The sequence below is a fragment of the Thermus sp. genome, from assembly GCF_056332225.1.
This window is the reverse complement of sequence record NZ_JBWGQW010000020.1, coordinates 271-22908: the sequence shown is the minus strand read 5'-3', so window position 1 is coordinate 22908 and position 22638 is coordinate 271. Positions and strand designations below refer to the sequence as shown.

General features: G+C 67.8%; 25 protein-coding genes and 1 pseudogene. 15 read left to right on the top strand and 11 right to left on the bottom strand.

What is annotated here, in order from left to right; all coding sequences use genetic code 11:
• The first annotated feature begins 10 nt into the window (after positions 1-10).
• A complete protein-coding gene (locus tag AC01Y6_RS05675; RefSeq protein WP_347241241.1) occupies positions 11-211 on the top strand; it encodes a hypothetical protein in 201 nt (66 codons plus the stop codon).
• On the opposite strand, the gene AC01Y6_RS05670 is transcribed toward AC01Y6_RS05675, so the two are convergent.
• The 10 genes from AC01Y6_RS05670 to AC01Y6_RS05625 form a co-directional block, all read right to left on the bottom strand.
• The gene (locus AC01Y6_RS05670; RefSeq protein WP_347241242.1) at positions 190-645 is read right to left on the bottom strand and encodes a divergent PAP2 family protein; all 456 of its coding nucleotides are present in this window, start codon (positions 643-645) and stop codon (positions 190-192) included. The two genes, AC01Y6_RS05675 and AC01Y6_RS05670, sit on opposite strands and share 22 nt — an antisense overlap.
• Positions 629-1477, bottom strand: a complete 849-nt coding sequence (locus AC01Y6_RS05665) for a bifunctional methylenetetrahydrofolate dehydrogenase/methenyltetrahydrofolate cyclohydrolase (RefSeq protein WP_476670648.1) — start codon at positions 1475-1477, stop codon at positions 629-631. The genes AC01Y6_RS05670 and AC01Y6_RS05665 overlap by 17 nt, the downstream gene beginning before the upstream one ends.
• A 1-nt stretch (position 1478) precedes the next feature.
• Entirely contained in the window at positions 1479-1934 is a 456-nt protein-coding gene (gene nusB / locus AC01Y6_RS05660; RefSeq protein ID WP_428721534.1) for a transcription antitermination factor NusB, read from the bottom strand.
• Positions 1927-2256 (bottom strand): Asp23/Gls24 family envelope stress response protein, encoded by a 330-nt coding sequence (locus tag AC01Y6_RS05655; protein WP_347241263.1) that lies wholly within the window; start codon positions 2254-2256, stop codon positions 1927-1929. Before AC01Y6_RS05655 ends, nusB begins: the two co-directional genes overlap by 8 nt.
• Positions 2257-2268: 12 nt before the next feature.
• Positions 2269-3606, bottom strand: coding sequence for an acetyl-CoA carboxylase biotin carboxylase subunit (accC, locus tag AC01Y6_RS05650; protein ID WP_347241245.1), 1338 nt, complete (start codon positions 3604-3606; stop codon positions 2269-2271).
• Entirely contained in the window at positions 3603-4082 is a 480-nt protein-coding gene (gene accB / locus AC01Y6_RS05645) for an acetyl-CoA carboxylase biotin carboxyl carrier protein (RefSeq protein ID WP_347241246.1), read from the bottom strand. Before accB ends, accC begins: the two co-directional genes overlap by 4 nt.
• Positions 4083-4195: 113 nt before the next feature.
• Positions 4196-4750, bottom strand: coding sequence for an elongation factor P (gene efp, locus AC01Y6_RS05640; RefSeq protein WP_476670647.1), 555 nt, complete (start codon positions 4748-4750; stop codon positions 4196-4198).
• On the bottom strand, positions 4747-5664 hold the full coding sequence (locus AC01Y6_RS05635) for a quinate 5-dehydrogenase (RefSeq protein WP_347241248.1): 918 nt from the start codon (positions 5662-5664) through the stop codon (positions 4747-4749). The genes efp and AC01Y6_RS05635 overlap by 4 nt, the downstream gene beginning before the upstream one ends.
• 100 nt (positions 5665-5764) lie before the next feature.
• Positions 5765-6646 carry an agmatinase gene (speB, locus tag AC01Y6_RS05630; RefSeq protein ID WP_476670645.1) on the bottom strand — a complete coding sequence of 294 codons (882 nt, stop codon included), beginning with the start codon at positions 6644-6646 and terminating at the stop codon, positions 5765-5767.
• Positions 6647-6717: 71 nt separating this feature from the next.
• Complete coding sequence (locus tag AC01Y6_RS05625; RefSeq protein WP_428719588.1) at positions 6718-8043, bottom strand: M20/M25/M40 family metallo-hydrolase; 1326 nt, start codon at positions 8041-8043, stop codon at positions 6718-6720.
• A 17-nt stretch (positions 8044-8060) separates the two neighbouring features.
• On the opposite strand from AC01Y6_RS05625, the gene mglB reads away from it, so the two are divergent.
• The 14 genes and pseudogenes from mglB to AC01Y6_RS05555 form a co-directional block, all read left to right on the top strand.
• Positions 8061-8549 carry a GTPase-activating protein MglB gene (gene mglB / locus AC01Y6_RS05620; protein WP_347241251.1) on the top strand — a complete coding sequence of 163 codons (489 nt, stop codon included), beginning with the start codon at positions 8061-8063 and terminating at the stop codon, positions 8547-8549.
• A 1-nt stretch (position 8550) separates the two neighbouring features.
• Positions 8551-9141 carry a GTPase MglA gene (gene mglA / locus AC01Y6_RS05615; protein ID WP_476670644.1) on the top strand — a complete coding sequence of 197 codons (591 nt, stop codon included), beginning with the start codon at positions 8551-8553 and terminating at the stop codon, positions 9139-9141.
• Between the two features lie 223 nt (positions 9142-9364).
• On the top strand, positions 9365-9469 hold the full coding sequence (locus tag AC01Y6_RS05610; protein WP_347241253.1) for a cytochrome c oxidase subunit 2A: 105 nt from the start codon (positions 9365-9367) through the stop codon (positions 9467-9469).
• A gap of 2 nt (positions 9470-9471) precedes the next feature.
• On the top strand, positions 9472-9978 hold the full coding sequence (gene cbaB / locus AC01Y6_RS05605) for a ba3-type cytochrome C oxidase subunit II (protein WP_428721530.1): 507 nt from the start codon (positions 9472-9474) through the stop codon (positions 9976-9978).
• Positions 9979-9981: 3 nt separating this feature from the next.
• Positions 9982-11670 (top strand): b(o/a)3-type cytochrome-c oxidase subunit 1, encoded by a 1689-nt coding sequence (locus tag AC01Y6_RS05600; RefSeq protein WP_476670641.1) that lies wholly within the window; start codon positions 9982-9984, stop codon positions 11668-11670.
• 108 nt (positions 11671-11778) lie between these two features.
• Complete coding sequence (locus AC01Y6_RS05595) at positions 11779-12225, top strand: hypothetical protein (protein ID WP_347241264.1); 447 nt, start codon at positions 11779-11781, stop codon at positions 12223-12225.
• Complete coding sequence (locus AC01Y6_RS05590; RefSeq protein WP_347241256.1) at positions 12222-13370, top strand: MFS transporter; 1149 nt, start codon at positions 12222-12224, stop codon at positions 13368-13370. Before AC01Y6_RS05595 ends, AC01Y6_RS05590 begins: the two co-directional genes overlap by 4 nt.
• Before the next feature lie 71 nt (positions 13371-13441).
• Positions 13442-13711, top strand: coding sequence for a 30S ribosomal protein S15 (gene rpsO, locus AC01Y6_RS05585; protein ID WP_347241257.1), 270 nt, complete (start codon positions 13442-13444; stop codon positions 13709-13711).
• A 58-nt stretch (positions 13712-13769) separates the two neighbouring features.
• Positions 13770-15911, top strand: coding sequence for a polyribonucleotide nucleotidyltransferase (gene pnp, locus AC01Y6_RS05580; RefSeq protein WP_476670638.1), 2142 nt, complete (start codon positions 13770-13772; stop codon positions 15909-15911).
• A 48-nt stretch (positions 15912-15959) separates the two neighbouring features.
• Positions 15960-17684: a ribonuclease J gene (locus tag AC01Y6_RS05575; protein WP_476670636.1), complete on the top strand. Its 1725-nt coding sequence runs from the start codon at positions 15960-15962 to the stop codon at positions 17682-17684.
• A gap of 45 nt (positions 17685-17729) precedes the next feature.
• Positions 17730-18296: a thioredoxin family protein gene (locus tag AC01Y6_RS05570; protein WP_347241261.1), complete on the top strand. Its 567-nt coding sequence runs from the start codon at positions 17730-17732 to the stop codon at positions 18294-18296.
• 724 nt (positions 18297-19020) lie between these two features.
• Positions 19021-19170, top strand: coding sequence for a hypothetical protein (locus AC01Y6_RS05565; RefSeq protein WP_476670634.1), 150 nt, complete (start codon positions 19021-19023; stop codon positions 19168-19170).
• Positions 19171-19218: 48 nt separating this feature from the next.
• The gene (locus AC01Y6_RS05560) at positions 19219-20151 is read left to right on the top strand and encodes an SDR family oxidoreductase (protein WP_476670632.1); all 933 of its coding nucleotides are present in this window, start codon (positions 19219-19221) and stop codon (positions 20149-20151) included.
• A 24-nt stretch (positions 20152-20175) separates the two neighbouring features.
• Positions 20176-21102, top strand: a pseudogene (locus AC01Y6_RS05555) (SLAC1 family transporter); the annotation flags it as partial.
• 9 nt (positions 21103-21111) lie between these two features.
• Here the strand turns inward: AC01Y6_RS05555 and AC01Y6_RS05550 are convergent.
• Positions 21112-22536, bottom strand: coding sequence for a lyase family protein (locus tag AC01Y6_RS05550; RefSeq protein ID WP_476670630.1), 1425 nt, complete (start codon positions 22534-22536; stop codon positions 21112-21114).
• Between the last annotated feature and the right edge of the window lie 102 nt (positions 22537-22638).

Sequence of the window (22638 nt, the reverse complement as noted above, 5' to 3'; positions counted from 1 at the left end):
ATAGCCTGCCGTGGAAACGGCCGCCCTTTTGGTCCTCTCCTTCTTCGGGCTTTTGAACCTCTTCATCTTCCACCGCTTCAAAAAACCCCTCTTGCCCATGGTCTTGGTCCTCTTGGTGAGCTTCTTCGCCTTCTTCTTTTCCCCTGCCTTGGGCCTGCTCGTCTTTCTCCTGGGCCAGACCTTGGCCTTCTACCAGGCGGGGAAGAGGTAGTAGGCGCAAAGGGCCACCAAAAGGCCCAGAAGGGCCCCCACCAGGACCTCGAGGTAGGTGTGGCCCAAAAGCTCCTTCAGGGGCTCCTGGGCGAAGCCCCTTTCCACGAGCCTTTGGAGCTCCTGCACCAACTGGTTGAGGAGCTGGGCGTGGAGGCCCGCGGCCCGGCGGATGCCCGTGGCGTCGTACATAACGATGAGGGCGAAGACGGCGGCCACGGCGAAGAGGGCGCTGTCAAACCCCTCCCTAAGCCCCACGCTCACCGCCAGGGCGCTCACCGTGGCGGAGTGGGAGCTCGGCATCCCTCCGGTTTCCAGGAAGCGCTCCCAATGGAAGCGGCCCTCGAGGCGGTAGTAGAGGAAAAGCTTCAGGGTCTGGGCCAGGAGGTTGGCCAGGAGGGCCGTCCAGAAGATGGCGTTAGAGAGAAGCTCCATGCCGCCTCAAGAGGGCCGCCTTGAGGGTGTTGGCCATGAGCATGGCCACGGTCATGGGCCCCACCCCCCCGGGCACGGGGGTGAGGGCGGAGGCCACCTCGGCCACCTCGGGGTGGACGTCCCCGAGAAGCTTCCCCTCCACCCGGTTCACCCCCACGTCCACCACGGTGGCCCCCGGCCGCACCCACTCCCTCCTCACCAGGTGGGGCCTCCCCACGGCCACCACCAGGACCTCGGCCCGCCGGGTGAGGGCGGGGAGGTCTTGGGTTTTGGAGTGGGCCAGGGTGACCGTGGCGTCCTCCCGGAGGAGGAGGCCCGCCAGGGGCTTGCCCACGATGTTGGAGCGGCCCACCACCACCACCTCCTTCCCCTTGAGGTCCACCCCGTAGTGGCGTAGGAGGCGCACCACCCCCAAGGGGGTGCAGGGGAAAAGCCCCTCGCCCCCGCTCCAGAGCCGCCCCACGTTCAAGGGGTGGAAGCCGTCCACGTCCTTCAAGGGGTGGAGGGCCTCGAGGACCCGCTCGGTGCGGATGTGGGGGGGAAGGGGAAGCTGGACCAGGACCCCGTCCACCTCGGGGTCGGCGTTGAGGAGGGCGATGCGCCTGAGAAGGGCCTCCTCCGGGAAGTCCTCGGGGTAGACCTCTACCTGGCTCCTAAGGCCCAGCTCCCTGGCCTTCTTGTCCTTGAGGCGCACGTAGGCCACCGAGGCCGGGTCCTCCCCAAGCCGGATCACCCGCAAGGAAGGGACGAAGGGGAGGGAAGCGAGCGTAGCCTTAAGCTCGGCGTACACCGCCTGGGCCACCTCGTGGCCGGAAAGAAGCCGCGCCGCCACCCTAGTCCTCCTTGGGGGCCGCCTTCACCTCCCCCTCCCGGATGCGGCGGAAGAGGCGGCCCAAAACCCCGTTCACAAAGGCCCCGGAGTGCTCGCCCCCGTAGCGCTTGGCGATCTTCACCGCCACCTCTATGAGGGGGGCGAAGGGGGTGGGCTCGTAGAGCATCTCGTAGGCGGCGAGGCGGAGCACGGTGAGGTCGGTCTTGGACATCTGGCCAAAGTTCCAACCCTCCACCGTCTCCCCCAGCACCCGGTCCACCTCCTCCTGGTGGGCCTTGTAGCCGAAAAGGAGCCTCTTGGCGAAGGCCACCCCCTCCTCGTCCAGGGGGTCCCCGTAGGGGTCGTCCTCCCCGCCCATCTCCTCCAGGGCGTGGCGCAGGGCCTCCTCCAGATCCACGCCCCCCTGGGTGTGGGCGAAGAGGGCCCGCATGGCCAGCTCCCGCGCCCGCCTACGCATGGCCCTCCGGGGGATAGGCCACCTGGGCCACGTTGACGTTCACCGCCTTGACCTTTTCCCCCGTGGCCAGGAAGAGGGACTCGGCCACCGCCCTCTGCGCCTCCCGGGCCACCTCGGGGATGCTCAGCCCGTAGTCCACGGAGAGGACGAGCTCCACGGAAAGGCCCTCCGGGGAGCGCTCCACCTTGACGGGCCTCATGCGGCGGAACACCTCGCCCAAGGAGCGGGGAGGCGCTTCCAAAAGCCGCACCCCCCGAAGGCCCGAAAGGGCGTGGACCACCAGGCCCTCGAGGGCGTGGTCGCTGATCTCGTAGTCCACCATCACACGCCCAGTCTACATCTCCATGCGCCGGGCCACGAAGTTGGTGTAGACCGCCCCCCGGCGGAAGAAGGCGTTCTGCAACACCTTCTGGTGGAAGGGGATGGTGGTCTTGAGGCCGGGTCCCTCAATGACCGTTTCCGCGAGGGCCCGCTCCATGCGCCTGATGGCCTCCTCCCGGGTGGGGGCCCAGGCGAGGATCTTGGCGATGAGGCTGTCGTAGTGGGGCGGGATCTGGTAGCCAGCGTAGAGGTGGCTGTCCACCCGCACCCCCGGCCCCCCGGGGAAGAGGAGGGTCTCCACCTTGCCGATGGAGGGCCTGAAGCCCTTCTCCGGGTCCTCGGCGTTCACCCGCACCTCTATGGCGTGCCCCCGGACCTCTATGTCTTCCTGCTTCAGCCAGAGCTTTTCCCCCTGGGCGATGCGGAACTGGGCCTGGACCAGGTCTATGCCCGTGACGAGCTCCGTGACGGGATGCTCCACCTGGATGCGGGTGTTCATCTCAATGAAGTAAAAGTTCCCCTCTTTGTCCACCAGAAACTCCAGGGTGCCGGCGGATACGTACCCCACGTGCTCGGCGAGCCTTCTCGCCGCTTCGGCGATGGCCTTGCGGGTCTCGTAGGGGAGGAGGCTCGGGGCCTCTTCCAAAAGCTTCTGGTGGCGGCGCTGGATGGAGCAGTCCCGCTCCCAAAGGTGGACCACCCGCTCCCCGTCCCCCAGGACCTGGATCTCTATGTGCTTGGGCTCCTCTATGTACTTCTCCAGGTAGATGGCGGGGTTCCCGAAGGCGGCCCGGGCCTCCTCCTGGGCCTGGAGCACCGCCCGCTCCAGCTCCTCCTCGGTGTGGACCACCCGCATGCCCCTCCCCCCTCCTCCCGCGCTCGCCTTGAGGATCACGGGGTAGCCGATCTCTAAGGCCGCCCGCTTGGCCTCCTCCACGCTCCCGAGCTCGTCCGTGCCCGGCACCGTGGGCACCCCCGCCTCCCGGGCCACCTTCCTCGCCGTGGCCTTGTCTCCCAGGAGCCGCATGTTCTCCGGGGTGGGGCCGATGAAGGTGATCCCGTGTTCCCGGCACATCTCGGCGAAGGTGGCGTTTTCCGCCAGGAAGCCGTAGCCCGGGTGGATGGCGTCGGCCCCGGTGACGATGGCCGCCGAGAGGAGGTTGGGGATGTTGAGGTAGCTCTGCCCCGAGGGAGGCGGCCCGATGCAGATGGCCTCGTCGGCGAGGAGAACGGGAAGGCTCTTCTCATCGGCGGTGGAGTGGGCCACCACCGTCTTGATGCCAAGCTCCCTGGCTGCCCGGAGGATCCTCAGGGCGATCTCGCCCCGGTTGGCGATGAGGACCTTCTTCATACCGGCTGGATGAGGAAGAGGGGCTGGCCGTACTCCACGGGCTCCCCGTTCTGGACCAGTATCTTCTTCACGATGCCGGAGACCTCGGACTCAATCTCGTTCATGAGCTTCATGGCCTCGATGATGCAGAGAACCTGGCCCTTCTCCACCCGGTCCCCTTCCTTCACGTAGGGAGGGGCGTCCGGGGCCGGGGCCCGGTAGAAGGTGCCCACGATGGGGGCCCGGACCTCCACGCACCCAGAGCACTCGTCGGCCTTGGCGGGAACCTCCTCCGCCGGGGAGGGCGGGGGGGCGGGCTCGGGAGCGGGGGGCGCGGCGGGCAGGGAAGCGGGAAGGGCCACCTGGGGCACGGCCACCACCGGCGCCTCTCCCCCCCGGCGGACGGTGAGCTTGTAATCGGGGGTCTCCAGGGTAAGCTCGCTTACCCCGTGCTCCACCAAGGCCTGCAGGATCTGCTTGAGCTCTTTAGGCGTCATAGGCACACCTCGTGGGGAAAGCTTACCCTATCCAACCCTTTGGAATTTCTGTACCCGGTCAAGATCCCGAAAGCACAGGGGGAGCAGGCCACTCCCCCTTCTCTTCCACGAGCTTAGGCCCGGCCCACGTACTCCCCGGTGCGGGTGTCCACCTTGATGACCTCCCCGGGCTCCACGAAGAGGGGTACCTGGACCACGGCCCCCGTTTCCAAGGTAGCGGGCTTGGAACCGCCGGAAACCGTATCCCCCCGCACCCCGGGAGGGGTGTCCACGATCTTTAGCTCCACCACCGTGGGGGGGGAGATCTTCAGGGGCCGGCCCTCGTACATGTCCCCCAGGACGGTCATTCCCTCCTTGAGGAAGCGGGCCGCCTCCACCCGGCTCTTGGGCACGTGGAACTGCTCGTAGGTCTCCAGGTCCATGAAGACCAGGTCCTCGCCCTCGGGGTAGAGGTACTGGAGCTCCCGGGTCTCCACGTAGATGTCCTCCAGCTTCTCCCCGGAGTTGAAGGTGCGCTCCACGGTGGCCCCGGTCTCCAGGTTCTTGAACTTGGCCACCACCTTGGCGCCGCCGCGGCCCAGTTTCTGGTGCTGGTACTCCACGCACTCCCAAAGGCCGCCGTCCATCTTCACCTTGGTGCCAGGGCGGAGATCGGTCACGCTGATCATGCTTCCTCCTGACTGGGCCCCTTTTCCAGGTCCAGGACCTGGGGCTTGAGCCCTAAAAGGTCAATATACCGGAGGTAGTCCTCCTCCCCAAGCTCCCGGCCCGCCAGGGCCACCAGCATGGCCTCCATCACGTTGGTCCCAAAGCTCCGGCCGCCAAGCCTCGGGGTGGTGGTGACGAGGCGCTTCACCCCCCGCTCCCGGAGAAAGGCCACGTCCTCCTCCGTGGTGGTGTTGGTGATCACCGTCTTGCCCCGCATGTCCTTGGGCATGTGGCGCCGGATGTAGTGCCAGTCCCCGGCCACCACGTCGGCCCAGGCGTAGTAGCGGGCGCGCCAGTCCTCCCGCACCTCCTCCTGCTTCTTCCCCGTGGGGTAGAGGAGGGAAAAGGGCAGGCGGGTGAAGAGGGGGAGGAGGAGGAAGGCGAGCTTTTGCAGGAAGGATAGGCTGTAGAGGGGGATGGGCAGGCCCAGGGCGAAGATGAAGTCCCCGTAGAGGACCTTCGCCCCCGCCTCGTCCAAGGCCTCGGCGAGGCCGAAGCGGTCCACCGCCGAGGGGAGGAGGACCCGGGTGCGGGGCCAGTCAAAGAAGGAGGCGAGCTCCCCAACCGCCCGCCGCTCCAGGGTGTGCTTGAGGCCCGAGCCGTCCACCACCGGGGTCTTCTTCGCGGCCTCCTTAAACCTCTGGGCGTCCCTTATGATATAGCGCCGCCCCCCCGCCACCAGGTAGAGGTCAATCCCGCCGAGGCCGATGGCGTCCACCTTTCCGTCCAGCTCCCGGATGAGGCAGAGGGCCGCCTGGAAGTCCCCGTCCGTCCCCCGCCTCTCCAAAAGGACGCGCTCCCCCAGAAGCTCCACCTCGGCCGCGGCGTCCCGGCGGCTACTGCCCAAGGAGACGGAAACCACGCGCTTGGTCACGGGGGGCTATTTTACACCCGAGAAGACCCCTAGGAGGAACGAGGAGGAAGAGGACCCAAGCCTGGGGCGCATGCCCCAAGGCTAGGGGGAAGGCCCCGGGCTAAATGGGGTCCGCCTCCCGGGCAAGCCACCCCGCCTGAAGCCCTTTCAGGCCGATGGCGTGGTAGACGAGCTGGGCCGCGGTCATCTCGGCGTGGAACTGGCCGTTCGGGGAGAGCTCCACGAAGTCCATCCCCACCACTTCCTTCTCGCGGAAGACGGCCTCGAGGAGGTCCACCACCTGGCGGTAGGAAAGCCCCCCGGGGAGGGGGGTGCCCACGCTGGGCATCGCCGAGGGGTCCAGGGCGTCAAAGTCCAAGGAGATGTAGACCCGCTTCCCCAGAGCGGAAAGGACCTCCTCCAGGGGAAGCCCCTCCCGGTGGATCCGGTGGGCGGGGAAGAGGGCCACCCCCTTCTCCCGGGCCAAGCGCAAGGAATCCAGGTCCATGGCCCGGACCCCTACCTGGACCAGGGGGAAGCCCTCTTGGAGAAGGCGGTAGAAGGGCGAGGCGTGGGAGTAGGCCGAGCCCTGCCACTCGGGGTAGAGGTCGGCGTGGGCGTCCAGGTGGAGGAGGGAAAACTCCCCCAAGGCCTCCCGGTGGGCCTGGACCAGGGGGTGAGTGATGGAGTGGTCCCCGCCCAGGGCCACCACCCACTTCCCCGCCCGGAGGTGCCTTAGGGCCTCCTCCCGGATGAGGCGGTGGCTTTCCTCGGCCATCCCCGCCACCCAGGGCACCGGCTCGGCCGCGTGGATCCCCACCTCCTCAGGGGCGGCCCCGAGCTCCAAAAGGAAAGGCTCGAGCTCCCGGCTCGCCAGGAGGATGGCCTCGGGGCCCCGCCGGGCCCCCGGAAGGAAGGAGAGGGAGAGGTCGTAGGGCACGGGCAGGACCACCACCCGGGCCTCTGCGTAAGGGGTATCCCGCTCGCCGAAAATCAGGCGCATACCCCCCAAGCCTAAGCACCTCTCCTGGATCACGCAACACGCGACCCCCGGCCCCTCGCTCGGGCGAAGCCCTAACGGTCCAGAAAGAAAAGCTCCAGGAGGCGCAGGATGGCCCGCACCCCCCGCTCAAAGTCCCGGATGCGGATGTGCTCATTGGGGCTGTGGACCCGGCTTCCCGGGTAGCCCACCCCGAGGCCCACCGCCGGGGCATGGAGGTGGTGGAGGAAAGGGTGCATGGGCCCCGAGCCCGCCATATTCGGGTAGAGCACCGCCTTCTCCCCGAAGGCCTCCTCGAGGGCCCGCCGCGCCAGGGCCACGAAGGGGTGGGCGAGGTCGGAGCGGGCCGGGCGTTCCCCCTTCTCCAGGACCACCACCTCCACGTCGTGGAAGCCCTGGGCCTCGAGGTGGCGCCGAAGGAGCCCCGGCACCTCCTCCGGGTCCTGGTCGGGCACCAGGCGGAAGTCCAGCTTGGCCCGGGCCTCCGCGGGAAGCACCGTCTTGGACCCGGGGCCCCCGTACCCCGCGTGGAAGCCGTTATAGTTGACGCAGGGCTCGGCGTAAAGGCGCTGGTTGAAGTCTAGCCCCCTCGCCCCGCCCAGGAAGTCCTTCACGCCAAAGGCCTCCCGAAGCGCCTCCGACTCGTCCGGGATCTCGGCCAAGACCTCCATCTCCAAGGGGGTGAGGGGGCGCACCCGGTCGTAGAAGCCGGGGATGAGAACCCGCCCCTCCTCGTCCCGCAAAGAGGCCAGGGCCCGGCTCAAGCGGTAGATGGGGTTTTCCACCACTGCCCCAAAGGAGGAGTGGAGGTCAAAGGCCGCGGTCCGCACCTTTAGCTCCAGGGCCACGATGCCCTTGAGCCCGGCGTAGAGGTAGGGCCTGTCCTTGGCGTCCACCCCCCCGGCCTCCCAGAGGATGGCGTCCGCCCGCAACAGGTCCTTTTTGTCCGCCACGTAGGCCTCGAGGTGGGGGCTACCCACCTCCTCCTCCCCCTCCACCACGAACTTCACCCGGGGAAGGAAGCCGTGCTTCTTTTGGAAGAGTTTCAGGGCCATCACGCGGGCCACGAGCTCCCCCTTGTCGTCGTGGGCGCCCCGGCCCCACCAGGCCCCATCCCGCTCCACCAGGGCGAAGGGGTTCGTGTCCCAAAGCTCCAGGGGGTCCGGGGGCTGAACATCGTAGTGGTTGTAGAAGAGGAGGGTCCTCTCCCCTTCCCCGCCTTCCGCGTAGACCACCGGGGGGCCGTACCCTTCGTGAAGCTCAGGGGCTAGCCCCAGGCCCTCCAGGACCCCCGCCACCTTTTCCGCCCCCTCCCTTAGCGCCCTGCCCTCGGCGCTCACCGAGGGGATGGCCACGAGCTCCGCAAGAAGGGACCTGGCCTCCGCAAGAAAAGCCTCCATGATAGACTGAGCATACTATGGTGGAACCCTCCTTGGTCCTCTACGGGTCCCTCTACGAGGAGGCCCTCCGGGTGCTGGAGGAAACCCTCCGGGAAACCGGGACCCGGTACGCTCTTTTGGTAGACCGCAAAGGCTTCGTGTTGGTCCACAAGGAGGCCCTCTGGGCCCCCAAGCCGCCCCCCTTAGACTCCCTCGCTACCCTGGTGGCGGGCAACGCCGCCGCCACCCAGGCCCTGGCCAAGCTCCTGGGGGAGGCCCGCTTCCAGGAGCAGGTTCTCCAAGGGGAGCGCATGGGCCTCTACGTGGACGAAGCGGGGGAACACGCCCTCCTGCTTCTCATCTTTGACGAGAACGCCCCCTTGGGCAAGGTAAAGCTCTACGGCAAGCGGGCGGCGGAGGCCCTAGCCCGGCTCGCCGAGGAGGCCCTGGCCCACCCGCCCCACCTCACCCTGGACACGGAGTACCGCGAAAAGGCCAAGGCCCTCCTGGACGACCTCCTGAGCTAGCATGAGCACCATCAACTTCGCCAACCGAGAGATCAACTTCAAGATCGTCTACTACGGACCCGGTCTCTCCGGCAAGACCACGAACCTTAAGTGGATTTACAGCAAGGTACCCGAAGACCGCAAAGGGGAGATGGTCTCCCTGGCCACGGAGGACGAGCGCACCCTCTTCTTTGATTTCCTGCCCCTGGACCTGGGAGAGGTTAAGGGCTTCAAGACCCGCTTCCACCTCTACACCGTGCCGGGCCAGGTCTTTTACAACGCCAGCCGCAAGCTCATCCTACGGGGCGTGGACGGCATCGTCTTCGTGGCGGACTCGGCCCCAAACCGCCTTCGGGCCAACGCCGAGAGCATGCGCAACATGCGGGAGAACCTGGCGGAATATGGCCTGAAGCTAGAAGACCTCCCCGTGGTCCTCCAGGTGAACAAGCGGGACCTCCCCGATGCCCTCCCCGTTGAGATGGTGCGGGCCGTGGTGGACCCCGAGGGCCGCTTCCCGGTCTTTGAGGCCGTGGCCACCGAGGGGAAGGGGGTCTTCGAAACCTTAAAGGAGATAAGCCGCCTGGTCCTGGCCCGGGTGGGAAGCGAGGCTTAGCCTACCGCCCCTGGAAGGGGGGCGCTCCCGAACCCCAGCTTTGGGCCAGGATCTACGCCGAAAAGGCCTTGCGGGGTAGAAGCCGAAAGAGCTGGGGTCGCGGCCCTCAAGCCTACCCCCATGCCGCATTCCTTATGGGAAGGGACAAATGTACTTTTCACTTTTCCCTGAGCTTCGCTACCATGGGCACCGTGTACGGCAACCCGCCGTAGGGAGGAAGGGTATGGAAGAAAAACCGGTCGGCGCCCTGGGAGTGATACTGGTTCTTACCCTCACCATCCTGGTCTTCTGGCTGGGGGTATACGCGCTCTTCTTCGCTAGGGGGTAGGTATGGTGGACGAGCACAAGGCCCACAAGGCGATCCTGGCTTACGAGAAGGGTTGGCTGGCCTTCTCCTTGGCTATGCTTGTGGTTTTCATCGCCCTCATCGCCTACACCCTGGCCACCCACACCTCTGGGGTGATCCCCGTGGGCAAGCTGGAGCGGGTGGACCCCACCAAGGTGCGCGCCGAGGGCCCCTGGGCCGACCCCGCCCAGGCGGTGGTGCAGACCGGCCCCAACCAGTACACGGTCCACGTCCTGGCCTTCGCCTTCGGCTACCAGCCGAACCCCATTGAGGTGCCCAAGGGAGCGGAGATCGTGTTCAAGATCACGAGTCCCGACGTAATCCACGGCTTCCACGTGGAGGGCACCAGCATCAACGTGGAGGTGCTTCCGGGCGAGGTCTCCACCGTGCGCTACACCTTCAAGAAGCCCGGGGAGTACCGCATCATCTGCAACCAGTACTGCGGCTTAGGCCACCAGAACATGTTCGGCAAGATCGTGGTGAAGGAGTGAGCCATGGCGGTGCAAAGCGGTGCGATCAGCCGGATCTACGAGGCCTATCCGGAGAAGAAGGCCACCCTCTACTTCTTGGTGCTGGGCTTCCTGGCCGTCATCGTGGGAAGCCTCTTCGGCCCCTTCCAGGCCCTGAACTACGGGAACGTGGACGCCTATCCCCTTCTCAAGCGCCTCCTTCCCTTCGTCCAGTCCTACTACCAGGGCCTGACCCTGCATGGGGTCTTGAACGCCATCGTCTTCACCCAGCTCTTCGCCCAGGCGGTCATGGTCTACCTCCCCGCCAGGGAGCTGAACCTTAGGCCCAACATGGGCCTCATGTGGCTCTCCTGGTGGATGGCCTTCGTTGGGCTTGTGGTGGCCGCCCTCCCTCTCCTCGCCAACGAGGCCACCGTCCTCTACACCTTCTACCCGCCCCTCAAGGGGCACTGGGCCTTCTACCTGGGGGCGAGCGTCTTCGTCCTCTCCACCTGGGTGAGCATCTACCTCGTCCTGGACCTCTGGCGGCGCTGGAAGGCCCAGCACCCCGGCCAGGTGACCCCCCTCGTCACCTACATGGCCGTGGTCTTCTGGCTCATGTGGTTTATCGCCTCCATTGGGCTCGTGCTGGAAGCGGTGCTCTTCCTCCTCCCCTGGTCCTTCGGGCTCATCCAGGGTGTAGACCCCTTGGTCGCCCGCACCCTCTTCTGGTGGACGGGCCACCCCATCGTCTACTTCTGGCTCCTTCCCGCCTACGCCATCATCTACGCCATCCTGCCCAAGCAGGCCGGGGGGAAGCTGGTCTCCGACCCCATGGCCCGCCTCACCTTCCTCCTCTTCCTCCTCCTCTCCACCCCCGTGGGCTTCCACCACCAGTTCGCCGACCCCGGGATTGACCCCACCTGGAAGATGATCCACTCCGTCCTCACCCTCTTCGTGGCCGTGCCGAGCCTCATGACCGCCTTCACCGTGGCGGCGAGCCTGGAGTATGCAGGCAGGATGCGGGGCGGCAAGGGGCTTTTGGGCTGGATCCGGGCCCTCCCCTGGGACAACCCCGCCTTCGTGGCCCCGGTCCTGGGCCTCCTTGGCTTCATCCCCGGAGGGGCGGGGGGCATCGTGAACGCCAGCTTCACCCTGGACTACGTGGTGCACAACACCACCTGGATCCCCGGGCACTTCCACCTCCAGGTGGCGAGCCTGGTGACCCTCACCGCCATGGGCTCCCTCTACTGGCTCCTCCCCAACCTCACGGGGAAGCCCATCTCCGACGCGCAAAGGCGGCTCGGCCTGGCGGTGGTGTGGCTCTGGTTCCTCGGGATGATGCTCATGGCCCTGGGCCTCCACTGGGCGGGCCTCCTCAACGTGCCCCGGCGCGCCCACATCGCCCAGGTGCCGGACGCTTACCCCCAGGCCGCCGTTCCCATGGTCTTCAACGTCTTGGCGGGCATCGTTCTTCTGATAGCGCTCCTCCTCTTCATCTACGGGCTTTTCAGCGTCCTTTTGGGCCGGGAGCGCCGCCCGGAGCTCGCCGAAGCCCCCGTGCCCTTCGCCGAGGTCCTCTCGGGCCCCGAAGACCGGCGGCTCGTTCTCGCCATGGACCGGATCGGGTTCTGGTTCGCCGTGGCGGTGGTCCTGGTGGTCCTGGCCTACGGGCCCACCCTGGTGCAGCTTTTCAGCAACCTTAACCCCGTGCCGGGGATGCGGCTCTGGTAAGCGCCCACGTGGTCAAGGGCCGGGGAGGGATTCCTGGCCCTTGACCTTTTTCCCAGAAGGGGAAAAGCTTTTAGGGTGGCCTTCGTCCCCGGACCCGGCCTTCCCTGGATGGTGGGGCTTTCCCTTAGCCCCTTCCTCCTCCAGTTCCTGGGCCTTGGCCTATCGGAAACGCTGGGGCAGGGGCTCTGCGGGAGCGCCCTGGGAGTGTCCGAGGCCGAGGCGGTGCGGTACGGGCTCGTAAGCGAGTACTACTTCTACGGCCAGGCCTTCCTCGTCCTCCTCGCCCTCAAGGTCACCTACGCCCTGGGGCTTTGGGTCCTCCGCCTCATGTACCCCGGGGAGGACCCTCCCTTCGCCCCCCTGGTCTGGCGGGTGGGCGTGGGGCTTTCCCTGGCCCTCCTCTTCCTCTTCCTCCTCACCCGCACCCTGCCCCTCCCCTTCCCCACGCCTCTCGGCCTCGCCTTCCTCTCCCCGGCGCCCCTGGACCCCCTTTCCCTCCTCATGGTCCTGCCGGAACCCTTCCTGCTTTGGCTCTTCTGGAGGCACCGCCCGTGAGGCCCCCGCCTTTGGTCTACCTGCTCGGGGCGGTGAGCTTCCTCATGGACGTGGCCAGCGAGATGGTCTACCCCCTTCTGCCCCTCTTTCTTGGGAGTCTTGGGGCGGGGGCCGGGGTGATCGGGCTGGTGGAGGGGGTGGCGGAGGCCACCGCCAGCCTCTTCAAGGTGGTGGGGGGAAGGCTTTCCGACCGCCTGGGCCGGAGGCGCCCTTTCCTGCTCCTGGGCTACGGCCTTCCCGCCCTCTTCCGCCCCATCCTGGCCCTGGCCACAAGCCCCTGGCAGGTCCTCCTCTACCGCTTCCTAGACCGCACGGGGAAGGGCCTGAGGACGGCTCCCCGGGACGCCCTCCTCGCCGAGAACGTCCCCAGGGAAGCCCTGGGCCGGGCCTACGGGCTCCACCGGGGCCTGGACACCCTGGGGGCCACCCTGGGACCCCTTCTGGCCTTCCTCCTTCTGCCCGCGGTGGGGATGCGGGGGGTGTTCTGGCTCTCGGCAATACCCGCCTTCTTGGCCTCTCTCCTCCTCCTGCGGCTGAGGGAGGCCCCAAGCCCCCCCAAAGCCCTCCCCCCCTTGCGCCTTGCCCGCATGGGCCCGGGCTACCGCCGCTTCCTCCTCGTCTCCGGCCTCTTCACCCTGGCCCTTTCCTCCAACGCCTTTTTGCTCCTCCGCCTCGAGGACCTCGGCCTCTCCGAGGGCCAGGTGACCCTGGCCTACACCCTCTACAACCTGGCCTACGCCCTCCTCGCCTACCCCCTGGGAAGCCTGGCGGACCGGGTGGGCCTAAGACGGGTGGTGGCCCTAGGCTACGGCCTTTACGCCCTCACCTACCTGGGCTTCGCCCTGGCCACCTCCGCCCCCCTCGCCCTGGCCTTTCTCCTGGTCTACGCCCTGTACTCGGCGGCCTTTGAGGGGGCGAGCCGGGCCTACCTCGCCACCCTGGTCCCCGAGGGGGAGAAGGCCAGCGCCATCGGCCTCTACCACACCCTCATGGGCCTTCTCCTCCTTCCGGCGAGCCTCCTCTTTGGCCTGCTCTGGCAGGCCCTGGGACCGGGGTGGGCCTTTGGGGTAGGGGCGGGCCTGGCCCTCCTCGCCCTCCTCCTCTTCCTGGTTGACGGGAGGGTCCGGCCCCCCTATGCTGGTTAGGGTCTGGCGGGGAATGCCCGCCTTTGAGGAGGAAGGGGCTTAGAGCGCCTTCCCCCCTGACGGAGGAAGAGATGCCCATCAGCAAGGAAGAGAAGCAGAAGGTCATCCAGGAGTTCGCCCGCTTCCCCGGGGACACGGGGAGCACCGAGGTGCAGGTGGCCCTCCTCACCCTGCGCATCAACCGCCTCTCCGAGCACCTCAAGACCCACAAGCACGACCACCACTCCCACCGCGGTCTTCTGATGATGGTGGGGCAGCGGCGGAGGCTCCTCCGCTACTTGGAGCGGGAGGACCCGGAGCGCTACCGTGCCCTGGTTGAGAAGCTTGGGCTCAGGAAGTAAACTGGGGAATAGGTCGGGGGCGGGGCCCTAGGGCTCCGCCTTTCCCTTGAGGAGCGCCATGCCGGAAGCCACGCCCAACACACCCCAGGCCCACCGCTACGAGACCGAGGTGGCCGGGCGAAAGCTCATTCTGGAAACGGGAAAGTACGCCAAGCAGGCCGCGGGTTCGGTCCTCGTGCGCTACGGGGACACGGTGGTCCTGGCCACGGCCCAGGCCTCGGAAGAGCCCGTGCAGGCCGACTTCCTCCCCCTCACCGTGGAGTTTGAGGAGCGCCACTACGCCGTGGGGAAGATCCCGGGAAGCTTCATGCGCCGGGAGGGGCGCCCGGGGGAGAAGGCCATCCTCTCGGCCCGCATGACGGACCGGCCCATAAGGCCCCTCTTCCCCAAGGGGTTCCGCCACGAGGTGCAGGTGATCGTCACGGTGCTTTCCGCCGACCAGAAGAACCCCCCGGACATCCTGGGCCCCATCGCGGCGAGCGCCGCCCTCATGATCTCCGATATCCCCTGGGAGGGCCCCATCGCCGCCGTAAGGGTGGGGCTCATCGGGGGGCAGCTGGTGCTGAACCCCACCCTGCAGGAGCTGGAGGAAAGCGCCCTGGACCTGGTGGTGGCGGGAAGCCGGGAGGCCATCCTCATGGTGGAGGCCGGGGCACAGGAGGTAGAGGAGGAACTTCTGGTCCAGGCCCTGGAGTTCGCCCACCGGGAGATGCGGCCCATCCTGGACCTTCAGGAGGCCATGGCCCGGGAGCTCGCCAAGCCCAAGATGGCCTGGACCCCGCCCGAGGCCCTCTCCGAAGAGGAGAAGGAGGCCCTCTACCGCCTGGCCCTGGAGCGGGGCCTCTCCCAGGTGCTCCAGACCGCAAGCAAAGGGGAAAGGAGCCGGGCCCTCTCGGCCTTCGCCGAGGCCCTCGTCGCCGAGGCCCTGCCCAAGGGGGAAGACGGCACCCCGGACGAGGCCAAGAGGCCCCTCTACGAGAGCGCCTTTGACGAGGTGGTGCGGAAGGAGCTCCGGCGGCTCGTCCTCGAGGAGGGCAAGCGGGCGGACGGGCGCGGCCCCAAGGACCTCAGGCCCATCTGGATTGAGGTGGACGTCCTCCCCCGGGCCCACGGCTCCGCCGTCTTCACCCGGGGGGAGACCCAGGTCCTGGGCACGGTCACCCTGGGCACGGGCCGGGACGAGCAGATCATCGACGACCTGGGCATTGACGAGACCGACCCCTTCCTCGTCCACTACAACTTCCCCCCCTACTCCACCGGGGAGGTGAAGCGCCTAAGGGGGGTTTCCCGCCGGGAGGTGGGGCACGGCAACCTGGCCAAGCGGGCCCTCAAGGCGGTGATGCCCCCCGAGGAGGCCTTCCCCTACACGGTGCGGGTGGTGGGGGACGTCCTGGAGTCCAACGGCTCTAGCTCCATGGCCACGGTGTGCGCCGGGTGCCTGGCCCTCATGGACGCCGGGGTGCCCATAAGGGCCCCTGTGGCCGGGGTGGCCATGGGGCTCGTGTGGGAGGAGAGCCGGGCGGTGATCCTCACGGACATCCTGGGCCTCGAGGACGCCCTCGGGGACATGGACTTCAAGGTGGCGGGAACCCGCAAGGGGGTCACCGCCCTGCAGATGGACAACAAGGTGGGCGGGCTTCCCCGCGAGGTGCTGAAGGAAGCCCTCCTCCAGGCCCGGGAGGCCAGGCTCAAGATCCTGGACCTGATGGAATCCGTCCTCCCCGCCCCGCGTCCTGAGCTCAAGCCCTTCGCCCCCAGGATCCTCGCCCTCAAGGTCCCCGTGGACAAGATCGGCCTGGTCATCGGCCCCGGGGGCAAGAACGTGCGCGCCCTGGAGGAGCTTGGCGTGGAGGTGGAGATCGAGGAGGACGGGACGGTGCGCATCTACTCCAGCGACCTCGAGGCGGCGGAGAAGGCCAAGAGGCGCATAGAGGACCTCACCCGCGAGGCCAAGGTGGGCGAGGTCTACGAGGGCACCGTCACCCGCATCACCCCCTTCGGGGCCTTCGTCAGCCTCTTCCCCGGCACCGAGGGGCTCCTCCACATCAGCCAGGTGGCCCCGGGCCGGGTGAAGCGGGTGGAGGACCACCTCAAGGTGGGGGACGTGATCAAGGTCAAGGTCCACCGCATTGACGAGAAGGGGAAGATTGACCTGATCCGCCCCGAGCTGGAGGGCAAGATCCCCCCGAGGCGGTCCTAGCCCCAAGTACCCCCCGCGAGCGCTCCCCATCCGGGAGAAAGGAGACCTATGGAACACCCCGAAAGAAAGCCGAGGAGAAGGAGAAAGCGCCGCCCCCAGGAGGGAAGCCCGGCGCACGGCGGCCAGGAGGCCGTGGAGATCATCCCCTTGGGGGGGATGGGGGAGATCGGCAAAAACATCACCGCCTTCCGCTACCGGGACGAGATCTTCGTCCTGGACGGAGGGCTCGCCTTCCCCGAGGAGGGGATGCCGGGGGTGGACCTCTTGATCCCCCGGGTGGACTTCCTGGTGGAGCACCGCCACCAGATCAAGGCCTGGGTCCTCACCCACGGGCACGAGGACCACATCGGTGGGCTCCCCTTCCTCCTCCCCATGGTCTTCGGCAAGGAAAGCCCGGTGCCCATCTACGGGGCGAGGCTCACCTTGGGGCTTCTTAGGGGCAAGCTCGAGGAGTTCGGCCTGAGGCCCGGGGCCTTCAACCTCAAGGAGATCTCCCCCGACGACCGCATCCAGGCGGGCCGCTACTTCACCCTGGACCTCTTCCGCATGACCCACTCCATCCCCGACAACTCCGGGGTGGTGATCCGCACCCCCATCGGCACCATCGTCCACACCGGGGACTTCAAGCTGGACCCCACCCCCATTGACGGGAAGGTCTCCCACCTGGCCAAGGTGGCCCAGGCGGGGGCGGAAGGCGTGCTCCTCCTCATCGCCGACGCCACCAACGCCGAAAGGCCCGGCTACACCCCAAGCGAGATGGAGATCGCCAAGGAGCTGGACCGGGTCATCGGCCGCGCCCCCGGAAGGGTCTTCGTCACCACCTTCGCCAGCCACATCCACCGCATCCAGTCGGTGATCTGGGCGGCGGAGAAGTACGGGCGCAAGGTGGCCATGGAGGGGCGGAGCATGCTGAAGTTCAGCCGCATCGCCCTGGAGCTCGGCTACCTCAAGGTGAAGGACCGCCTCTACACCCTGGAGGAGGTCATGGACCTCCCCGACCACCAGGTCCTCATCCTGGCCACGGGGAGCCAGGGCCAGCCCATGTCCGTCCTCCACCGCCTGGCCTTTGAGGGGCACGCCAAGATGGCCATCCGGCCCGGGGACACGGTGATCCTCTCCTCTAGCCCCATCCCCGGGAACGAGGAGGCGGTGAACCGGGTCATCAACCGCCTCTACGCCCTCGGGGCCTACGTCCTCTACCCCCCCACCTATAGGGTCCACGCCTCGGGCCACGCCTCCCAGGAGGAGCTCAAGCTCATCCTCAACCTCACCACGCCCAAGTTCTTCCTCCCCTGGCACGGGGAGGTGCGCCACCAGGTGAACTTCAAGTGGCTCGCCGAGTCCATGAGCCGCCCCCCGGAGAAGACCCTCATCGGGGAGAACGGGGCGGTCTACCGCCTCACCCGGGAGACCTTTGAGAAGGCGGGGGAGGTGCCCCACGGGGCGCTCTACGTGGACGGCCTGGGGGTGGGGGACATCACCGAGGAGATCCTGGCCGACCGCCGCCACATGGCCGAGGAGGGCCTGGTGGTCATCACCGCCCTGGCCGACGAGGAGCCCGTGGTGGAGGTGGTCTCGCGGGGCTTCGTGAAGGCCGGGGAGCGGCTTCTTGGGGAGGTGAAGCGCATGGCCCTCGAGGCCCTGAAAAACGGGGTGCGGGAAAAGAAGCCCCTAGAGCGCATCCGGGACGACATCTACTACCCGGTGAAGAAGTTCCTGAAGAAGGCCACGGGCCGCGATCCCGTGATCCTCCCGGTGGTCATCGGCGGGTGAGGGCGCCCCTTGCGAGACCCAGGCCCAGGCCCTTAGCATGAGGCCATGCTCCGCTACCCCGAGCTTCCCCTGGAAAGCCCCCTCATTGACGCCGAGCTCCCCGACCCGAGGGGCGGGCGCTACCGGCTTTCCCAGTTCCAGGAGCCCCTCTTGGCCGTGGTCTTCATGTGCAACCACTGCCCCTACGTGAAGGGCTCCATCGGCGAGCTCGTGGCCCTGGCGGAGAAGTACCGGGGCAAGGTGGCCTTCGTGGGCATCAACCCCAACGACTACGAGAAGTACCCCGAGGATAGCCCCGAGGGGATGGTGGCCTTCGCCGAGGCCCACGGCATCTTCTTCCCCTACCTCCTGGACGAGACCCAGGAGGTGGCCAAGGCCTACCGCGCCCTGCGCACCCCGGAGGTCTTCCTCTTTGACGAGAGGCGCCTCCTCCGCTACCACGGCCGGGTGAACGACAGCCCCAAGGACCCTGCCAAGGCCCAAAGCCACGACCTCGAGGCGGCCATAGAGGCCCTCCTCCGGGGCGAGGAGCCCCCCCTCAAGGAGGCCCCCGCCATCGGGTGCACCATCAAGTGGAAGCCCGGCAACGAGCCGGAGGTGCGGATAGCCTGAGTTTTTGAGGAGCTTGACAGAAACCCCTTGGCGGCTGTAAACATAGATCGAGCCATCAAGGCCTTTTCCCCTCGCGCAGGCTCGAGGAGGTCCGGTTATGCCGTTTGGAGTCTATAACCCCGCAGGAGGCACCTATTCGCTCGTGAAGCCCTTCTCCCTAGCCTCGGACGTAATAGGATCTACAGACTTCGCTAACTTCTTGGCGAGCCTCGTCCCCCCGACCCCTTCCCCCGCTGGCCGCTGTATAGACGACCAGGGCTGGCCGGTCACCCCCCCTCCAACGGGTTGCCACCCCGGCACCTTCTGCGGCAAACGCCCAAGCCCCGGGCTCTGCTGGCACCTACCCGTGAGCACGGTAAAGGGCTGGCTGGTACCCGGTTCCCCTTCCACTCACGCCCTCGTGGCCAACATCACGCCCAACAGGACAAAAAAGGCCAAAAAGGGTACCGCTTCCTCAAAGGGTACCGCTTCCTCAAAGGGTACCGCTTCCTTGGGCGAAATCGTGGGCATCTGGGGCTACTACTACCCGGCCTGGACCCCCAGGGTGGGCCCCTGGACGGTCATCATGCTGAAGCTAAAGATGCTTTGGGTAGATACCATCCCGGGCCCGGGGTGGGTTCCCCTTTCAAAGCCACCTTTCTGGCAAGCATTCCCGGCCCCCACCCAACCGGGGCGGAGCGTCTTTGAGTTCTTCTACGCCACCTACGAGAGAGGGAGGTGGCGCATGAGGGGACTTGGTCTCTACAACGCACCCCTCCTCCACCCCGACGCCCTGGCCTGCCTCTTCCAGGCCATCCGCGGCGAGCTCCGCAGGGAACCTGACCAATGCGGTGAGGGGGTGGACCTCTGCGATTGCGATTGTGACTGCAAGTGATCAACCCCCTGCTGTTAGGGGTGGTGGTACACTACCCCGGGGGTTTTTATGCGCGTTCTCGTAACGGGCGGTGCCGGTTTCATCGGAAGCCATATCGTGGAGGACCTCCTCAAAAGGGGCCTCGAGGTGGCGGTCCTGGACAACCTCTCCACGGGCAGGCGGGAGAACGTGCCCGAGGGCGTTCCCTTCTTCCAAGTGGACCTGAGGGACCAGGAGGGGGTGGAGCGGGCTTTCCGGGAGTTCCGCCCCACCCACGTCTCCCACCAGGCGGCCCAGGCCTCGGTGAAGGTGAGCGTGGAAGACCCCCTCCTGGACTTCGGGGTGAACCTCCTCGGGGGGATGAACCTCCTGGAGGCCTGCCGCCGCTATGGCGTGGAAAAGCTCCTCTTCGCCTCCACGGGCGGGGCCATCTACGGGGAGGTGCCCGAGGGGGAGCGGGCCGAGGAGACCTGGCCCCCCCGCCCCAAAAGCCCCTACGCCGCCAGCAAGGCCGCCTTTGAGCACTACCTCGCCTCCTACGGGCAAAACTACGGCCTCAAGTGGGTCTCCCTGCGCTACGGAAACGTCTACGGGCCCAGGCAGGACCCCCACGGGGAGGCGGGGGTGGTGGCCATCTTCGCCGAAAGGGTCCTCAAGGGCCTGCCCGTGACCCTCTACGCCCGGAAGACCCCGGGGGACGAGGGGTGCGTGCGGGATTACGTCTACGTGGGGGACGTGGCCCGGGCCCACGCCCTCGCCCTCCTCTCCCTGGAAGGGGTCTACAACGTGGGCACCGGCGAGGGGCACACCACGAGGGAGGTCCTAAAGGCCGTGGCCGGGGCCGCGGGGAAGGCCCCTGAGGTCCTCCACGCCCCGCCGCGCCCCGGGGACCTGGAAAGGAGCGTCCTCTCCCCCCTCAAGCTCATGGCCCACGGCTGGCGGCCCGAGGTGGGCTTTGAGGAGGGAATCCGCCTCACCGTGGAGCACTTCCGGAGGCGTTGACTTACCCCACCCCGGTATCCCACAATGGGCCTCATGAGCGTGCGCCCCTTCAACCCCGCCTGGTTCGCCGCGGTCATGGGGGGAAGCGGGGTGGCCCTTACGCTTAAGGCCTTCGGCCTCCCCGCCCTGGGCCTCCTGGCCTACGCCCTCGCCGGGCTTCTCTTCGCCCTAAGCCTCGCCTTCTTTCTGGGAAAGCTCCTCCGCTACCCGGGGCAGGTCTGGCAGGAGCTCCACCACCCCCTCCTTTCCCAGCTCTACGCCACCTTCCCCCTGGCCTTCCTCCTCTTCGGCCTGGCGAGCCTGAAGGTGGCGGGGTGGCCGGGCCTCGCCCTCCTCCTCTTCGCCCTGGGCGCTCCCCTCACCCTCCTCGCGAGCCTCCTCCTCGGCTACTTGGTTTTCACCCGGCTCCGCCTCCCCTTTGAGGCGGCCAACGGCACCTGGTTCATCCCGCCGGTCTCGGCCATCGTGGTGCCCCTCACCGGGGGGCCCCTCCTTCCCCTCCTCGGCCCCTGGGCCCGGGAGGCCTTCCTCTGGCTCCTCATGTTCCTCGGGCTCGGGCTCGTCCTCTTCCTCTGGGTGGGGGCTACCCTCCTGGGCCGCCTCTACGTCCACGAGCGCCCGGCCCCCGAGCTCGTCCCCTCCCTCTTCATCGGCCTGGCCCCGGTGGGGGTGGGGATCCTCGCCCCCCTCGCCCTCTTCGGCGGGGCCCGGGAAGCGGGGCTCTACGGGGGGAGCCTCGAGGGCCTCTACCTCCTCGGGGCGGCCCTTTGGGGCCTGGGGGGCTGGTGGTTCGTCCTGGCCATGACCTTCCTCCTGGAAAACCTCCTCCTCCACCGGGTGCGCCTCGCCTTCCAGCCCGGCCTTTGGGGCCTGGTCTTTCCCCTCGCCGCCTTCACCCTGGGCACCCGAGCCCTGGCCGAGGGGCTTGGGAGCCAGGTCTTCGCCCTCCTCTCCTGGGGGCTATTCCTGGTGCTCCTCGCCTTCTACCTGCCCCTCCTCCTCCGCACCCTCCTCGCCTTCCTCAGGCTCGAGGTCCTGAAGCCAGCGCCGGCTCAGGCGAACCCGCGCCCGCAAAGCGGCTAGGGCCTCGCGGTCCCGCTTGAGGCGCTTCTTGGCCCGGGAAAGGGCCTCGGCCCGGGCCTTGGGCCCCACGCCCCCCAGGACCTCCCGCCGGGCGAAGAAGGCCTGAAGGTCCATCCAGGCCAGAAGCTCCTCCCGCTCCACCCCCAAAAGCTCCGGCCTTAGCCCGGGGAGGGCCGCCCGCACCCTGCGGTAGGCCTCGGGCAGGGGGACTCCCTTCCGCACCAGGAGGTCCACCGCCTCCGAGGCCAGGACCTCGAGGGAAAACTCCGCCAGGAGGCGCTCCGGGAAAAAGACCCCCTCCTCCAGGGCCACCCGGGTGAGCGCCAGCGCCCCCTCGGCGGCGAAGAGCCCCTCGGCGAGGGGCTCCAAAACCCCGGTGGAGTGGTCGTTCAGGTCGGTGAAGGGGGTGTTGTGGTTGAGGAAGGCCAAGGGCGCATGGCCCCCAAGGAGCCGCCCGGCGTAGACGCGGGCGTGCTCCAGGACCACGGGGTTCTGCTTCTGGGGCATGAAGCTTGACCCCTGGGAAAGCCCCTCCCCCACCCCGAAGGCCTCCCGCCCCGCCCAGGAAAGGAGGTCGGTGAGGAGGCGGCTTAGGCTCGCCCCCAAACCCCCCAGGGCGAAGGCCAGCTCCAGGGCGTAGTCCCCCGCGGCCACCGCGTCCAGGGTGTTCTCCACGGGCCCCTCAAACCCGAGGAGGCGGGCCAGGCGCTCCCGGTCCACGGGGTAGGGGCTTCCCGCCAGGGCGCTCGCCCCCAGGGGGGAGCGGTTCACGTTAGAGAGGGCCCGGAAGAGCCTTTCCGTGTCCCGGGCGAGGAGGGCCTCCACCCCGAGGAGGTAGTGGTCCAGGGTGGAGGGCTGGGCCGGGCGGTGGTGGGTGGAGAGGACCACCACCACCCCCCGGTGCCGCTCCGCCTGGCGGAGCACCACCCGCCGCAGGCGGAGGAGGTCGCCGAGGAGGGCGAGGGTCCGGTCCCGGAGGTAGGCCCGGAAGACCGTGAGGTCCAGGTCGTTGCGGGAAAGCCCCCGGCGCACCGCCCCCGCCACCTCCTCCCCCCAGTGCTCGGCGAGCTGGGCCTGGATGGAGAAGAACACGTCCTCCACCTCCCCGGTGAAGCTCGGGAGGGGCAGGGTGCGGAGCTCCCTTAGCGCGGCCACGGCCTCCCTGGCGTGGGGGAGGCCGAGCCGGGCGAGCTCCAGGGCGTAGGCGGTGAGGGCGTCAAAGAAGTGGGGCACCAGGGCCTCGCGGGCGAAGCGGTACTGCCGGGCTAAGACGAAGCGGCGGAAGACCCCGTGCCAGCGCATGCTCCCATCCTACGTCTTGGAGCTTTGGGGGCGGGTTCGGGACTACTTCCGCACCTGGCTCCTCCCCTACTGAGGGTCCCCGAGGTGGCGGAAGGCCACGGG

Bases quoted from the DNA above. Each gene is read 5' to 3' on its own strand.
- AC01Y6_RS05625 (WP_428719588.1), bottom strand. From the start codon at position 8,043: ATGGAGGCTTTTCTTGCGGAGGCCAGGTCCCTTCTTGCGGAGCTCGTG.
- pnp (WP_476670638.1), top strand. From the start codon at position 13,770: ATGCCGGAAGCCACGCCCAACACACCCCAGGCCCACCGCTACGAGACC.
- cbaB (WP_428721530.1), top strand. From the start codon at position 9,472: ATGGTGGACGAGCACAAGGCCCACAAGGCGATCCTGGCTTACGAGAAG.
- AC01Y6_RS05655 (WP_347241263.1), bottom strand. From the start codon at position 2,256: ATGGTGGACTACGAGATCAGCGACCACGCCCTCGAGGGCCTGGTGGTC.
- mglB (WP_347241251.1), top strand. From the start codon at position 8,061: ATGGTGGAACCCTCCTTGGTCCTCTACGGGTCCCTCTACGAGGAGGCC.
- mglA (WP_476670644.1), top strand. From the start codon at position 8,551: ATGAGCACCATCAACTTCGCCAACCGAGAGATCAACTTCAAGATCGTC.
- AC01Y6_RS05600 (WP_476670641.1), top strand. From the start codon at position 9,982: ATGGCGGTGCAAAGCGGTGCGATCAGCCGGATCTACGAGGCCTATCCG.
- nusB (WP_428721534.1), bottom strand. From the start codon at position 1,934: ATGCGTAGGCGGGCGCGGGAGCTGGCCATGCGGGCCCTCTTCGCCCAC.
- efp (WP_476670647.1), bottom strand. From the start codon at position 4,750: ATGATCAGCGTGACCGATCTCCGCCCTGGCACCAAGGTGAAGATGGAC.
- AC01Y6_RS05560 (WP_476670632.1), top strand. From the start codon at position 19,219: ATGCGCGTTCTCGTAACGGGCGGTGCCGGTTTCATCGGAAGCCATATC.
- accC (WP_347241245.1), bottom strand. From the start codon at position 3,606: ATGAAGAAGGTCCTCATCGCCAACCGGGGCGAGATCGCCCTGAGGATC.
- AC01Y6_RS05670 (WP_347241242.1), bottom strand. From the start codon at position 645: ATGGAGCTTCTCTCTAACGCCATCTTCTGGACGGCCCTCCTGGCCAAC.
- accB (WP_347241246.1), bottom strand. From the start codon at position 4,082: ATGACGCCTAAAGAGCTCAAGCAGATCCTGCAGGCCTTGGTGGAGCAC.
- AC01Y6_RS05570 (WP_347241261.1), top strand. From the start codon at position 17,730: ATGCTCCGCTACCCCGAGCTTCCCCTGGAAAGCCCCCTCATTGACGCC.
- AC01Y6_RS05575 (WP_476670636.1), top strand. From the start codon at position 15,960: ATGGAACACCCCGAAAGAAAGCCGAGGAGAAGGAGAAAGCGCCGCCCC.
- AC01Y6_RS05565 (WP_476670634.1), top strand. From the start codon at position 19,021: ATGAGGGGACTTGGTCTCTACAACGCACCCCTCCTCCACCCCGACGCC.
- AC01Y6_RS05550 (WP_476670630.1), bottom strand. From the start codon at position 22,536: ATGCGCTGGCACGGGGTCTTCCGCCGCTTCGTCTTAGCCCGGCAGTAC.
- AC01Y6_RS05610 (WP_347241253.1), top strand. From the start codon at position 9,365: ATGGAAGAAAAACCGGTCGGCGCCCTGGGAGTGATACTGGTTCTTACC.
- rpsO (WP_347241257.1), top strand. From the start codon at position 13,442: ATGCCCATCAGCAAGGAAGAGAAGCAGAAGGTCATCCAGGAGTTCGCC.
- AC01Y6_RS05595 (WP_347241264.1), top strand. From the start codon at position 11,779: ATGGTGGGGCTTTCCCTTAGCCCCTTCCTCCTCCAGTTCCTGGGCCTT.
- speB (WP_476670645.1), bottom strand. From the start codon at position 6,646: ATGCGCCTGATTTTCGGCGAGCGGGATACCCCTTACGCAGAGGCCCGG.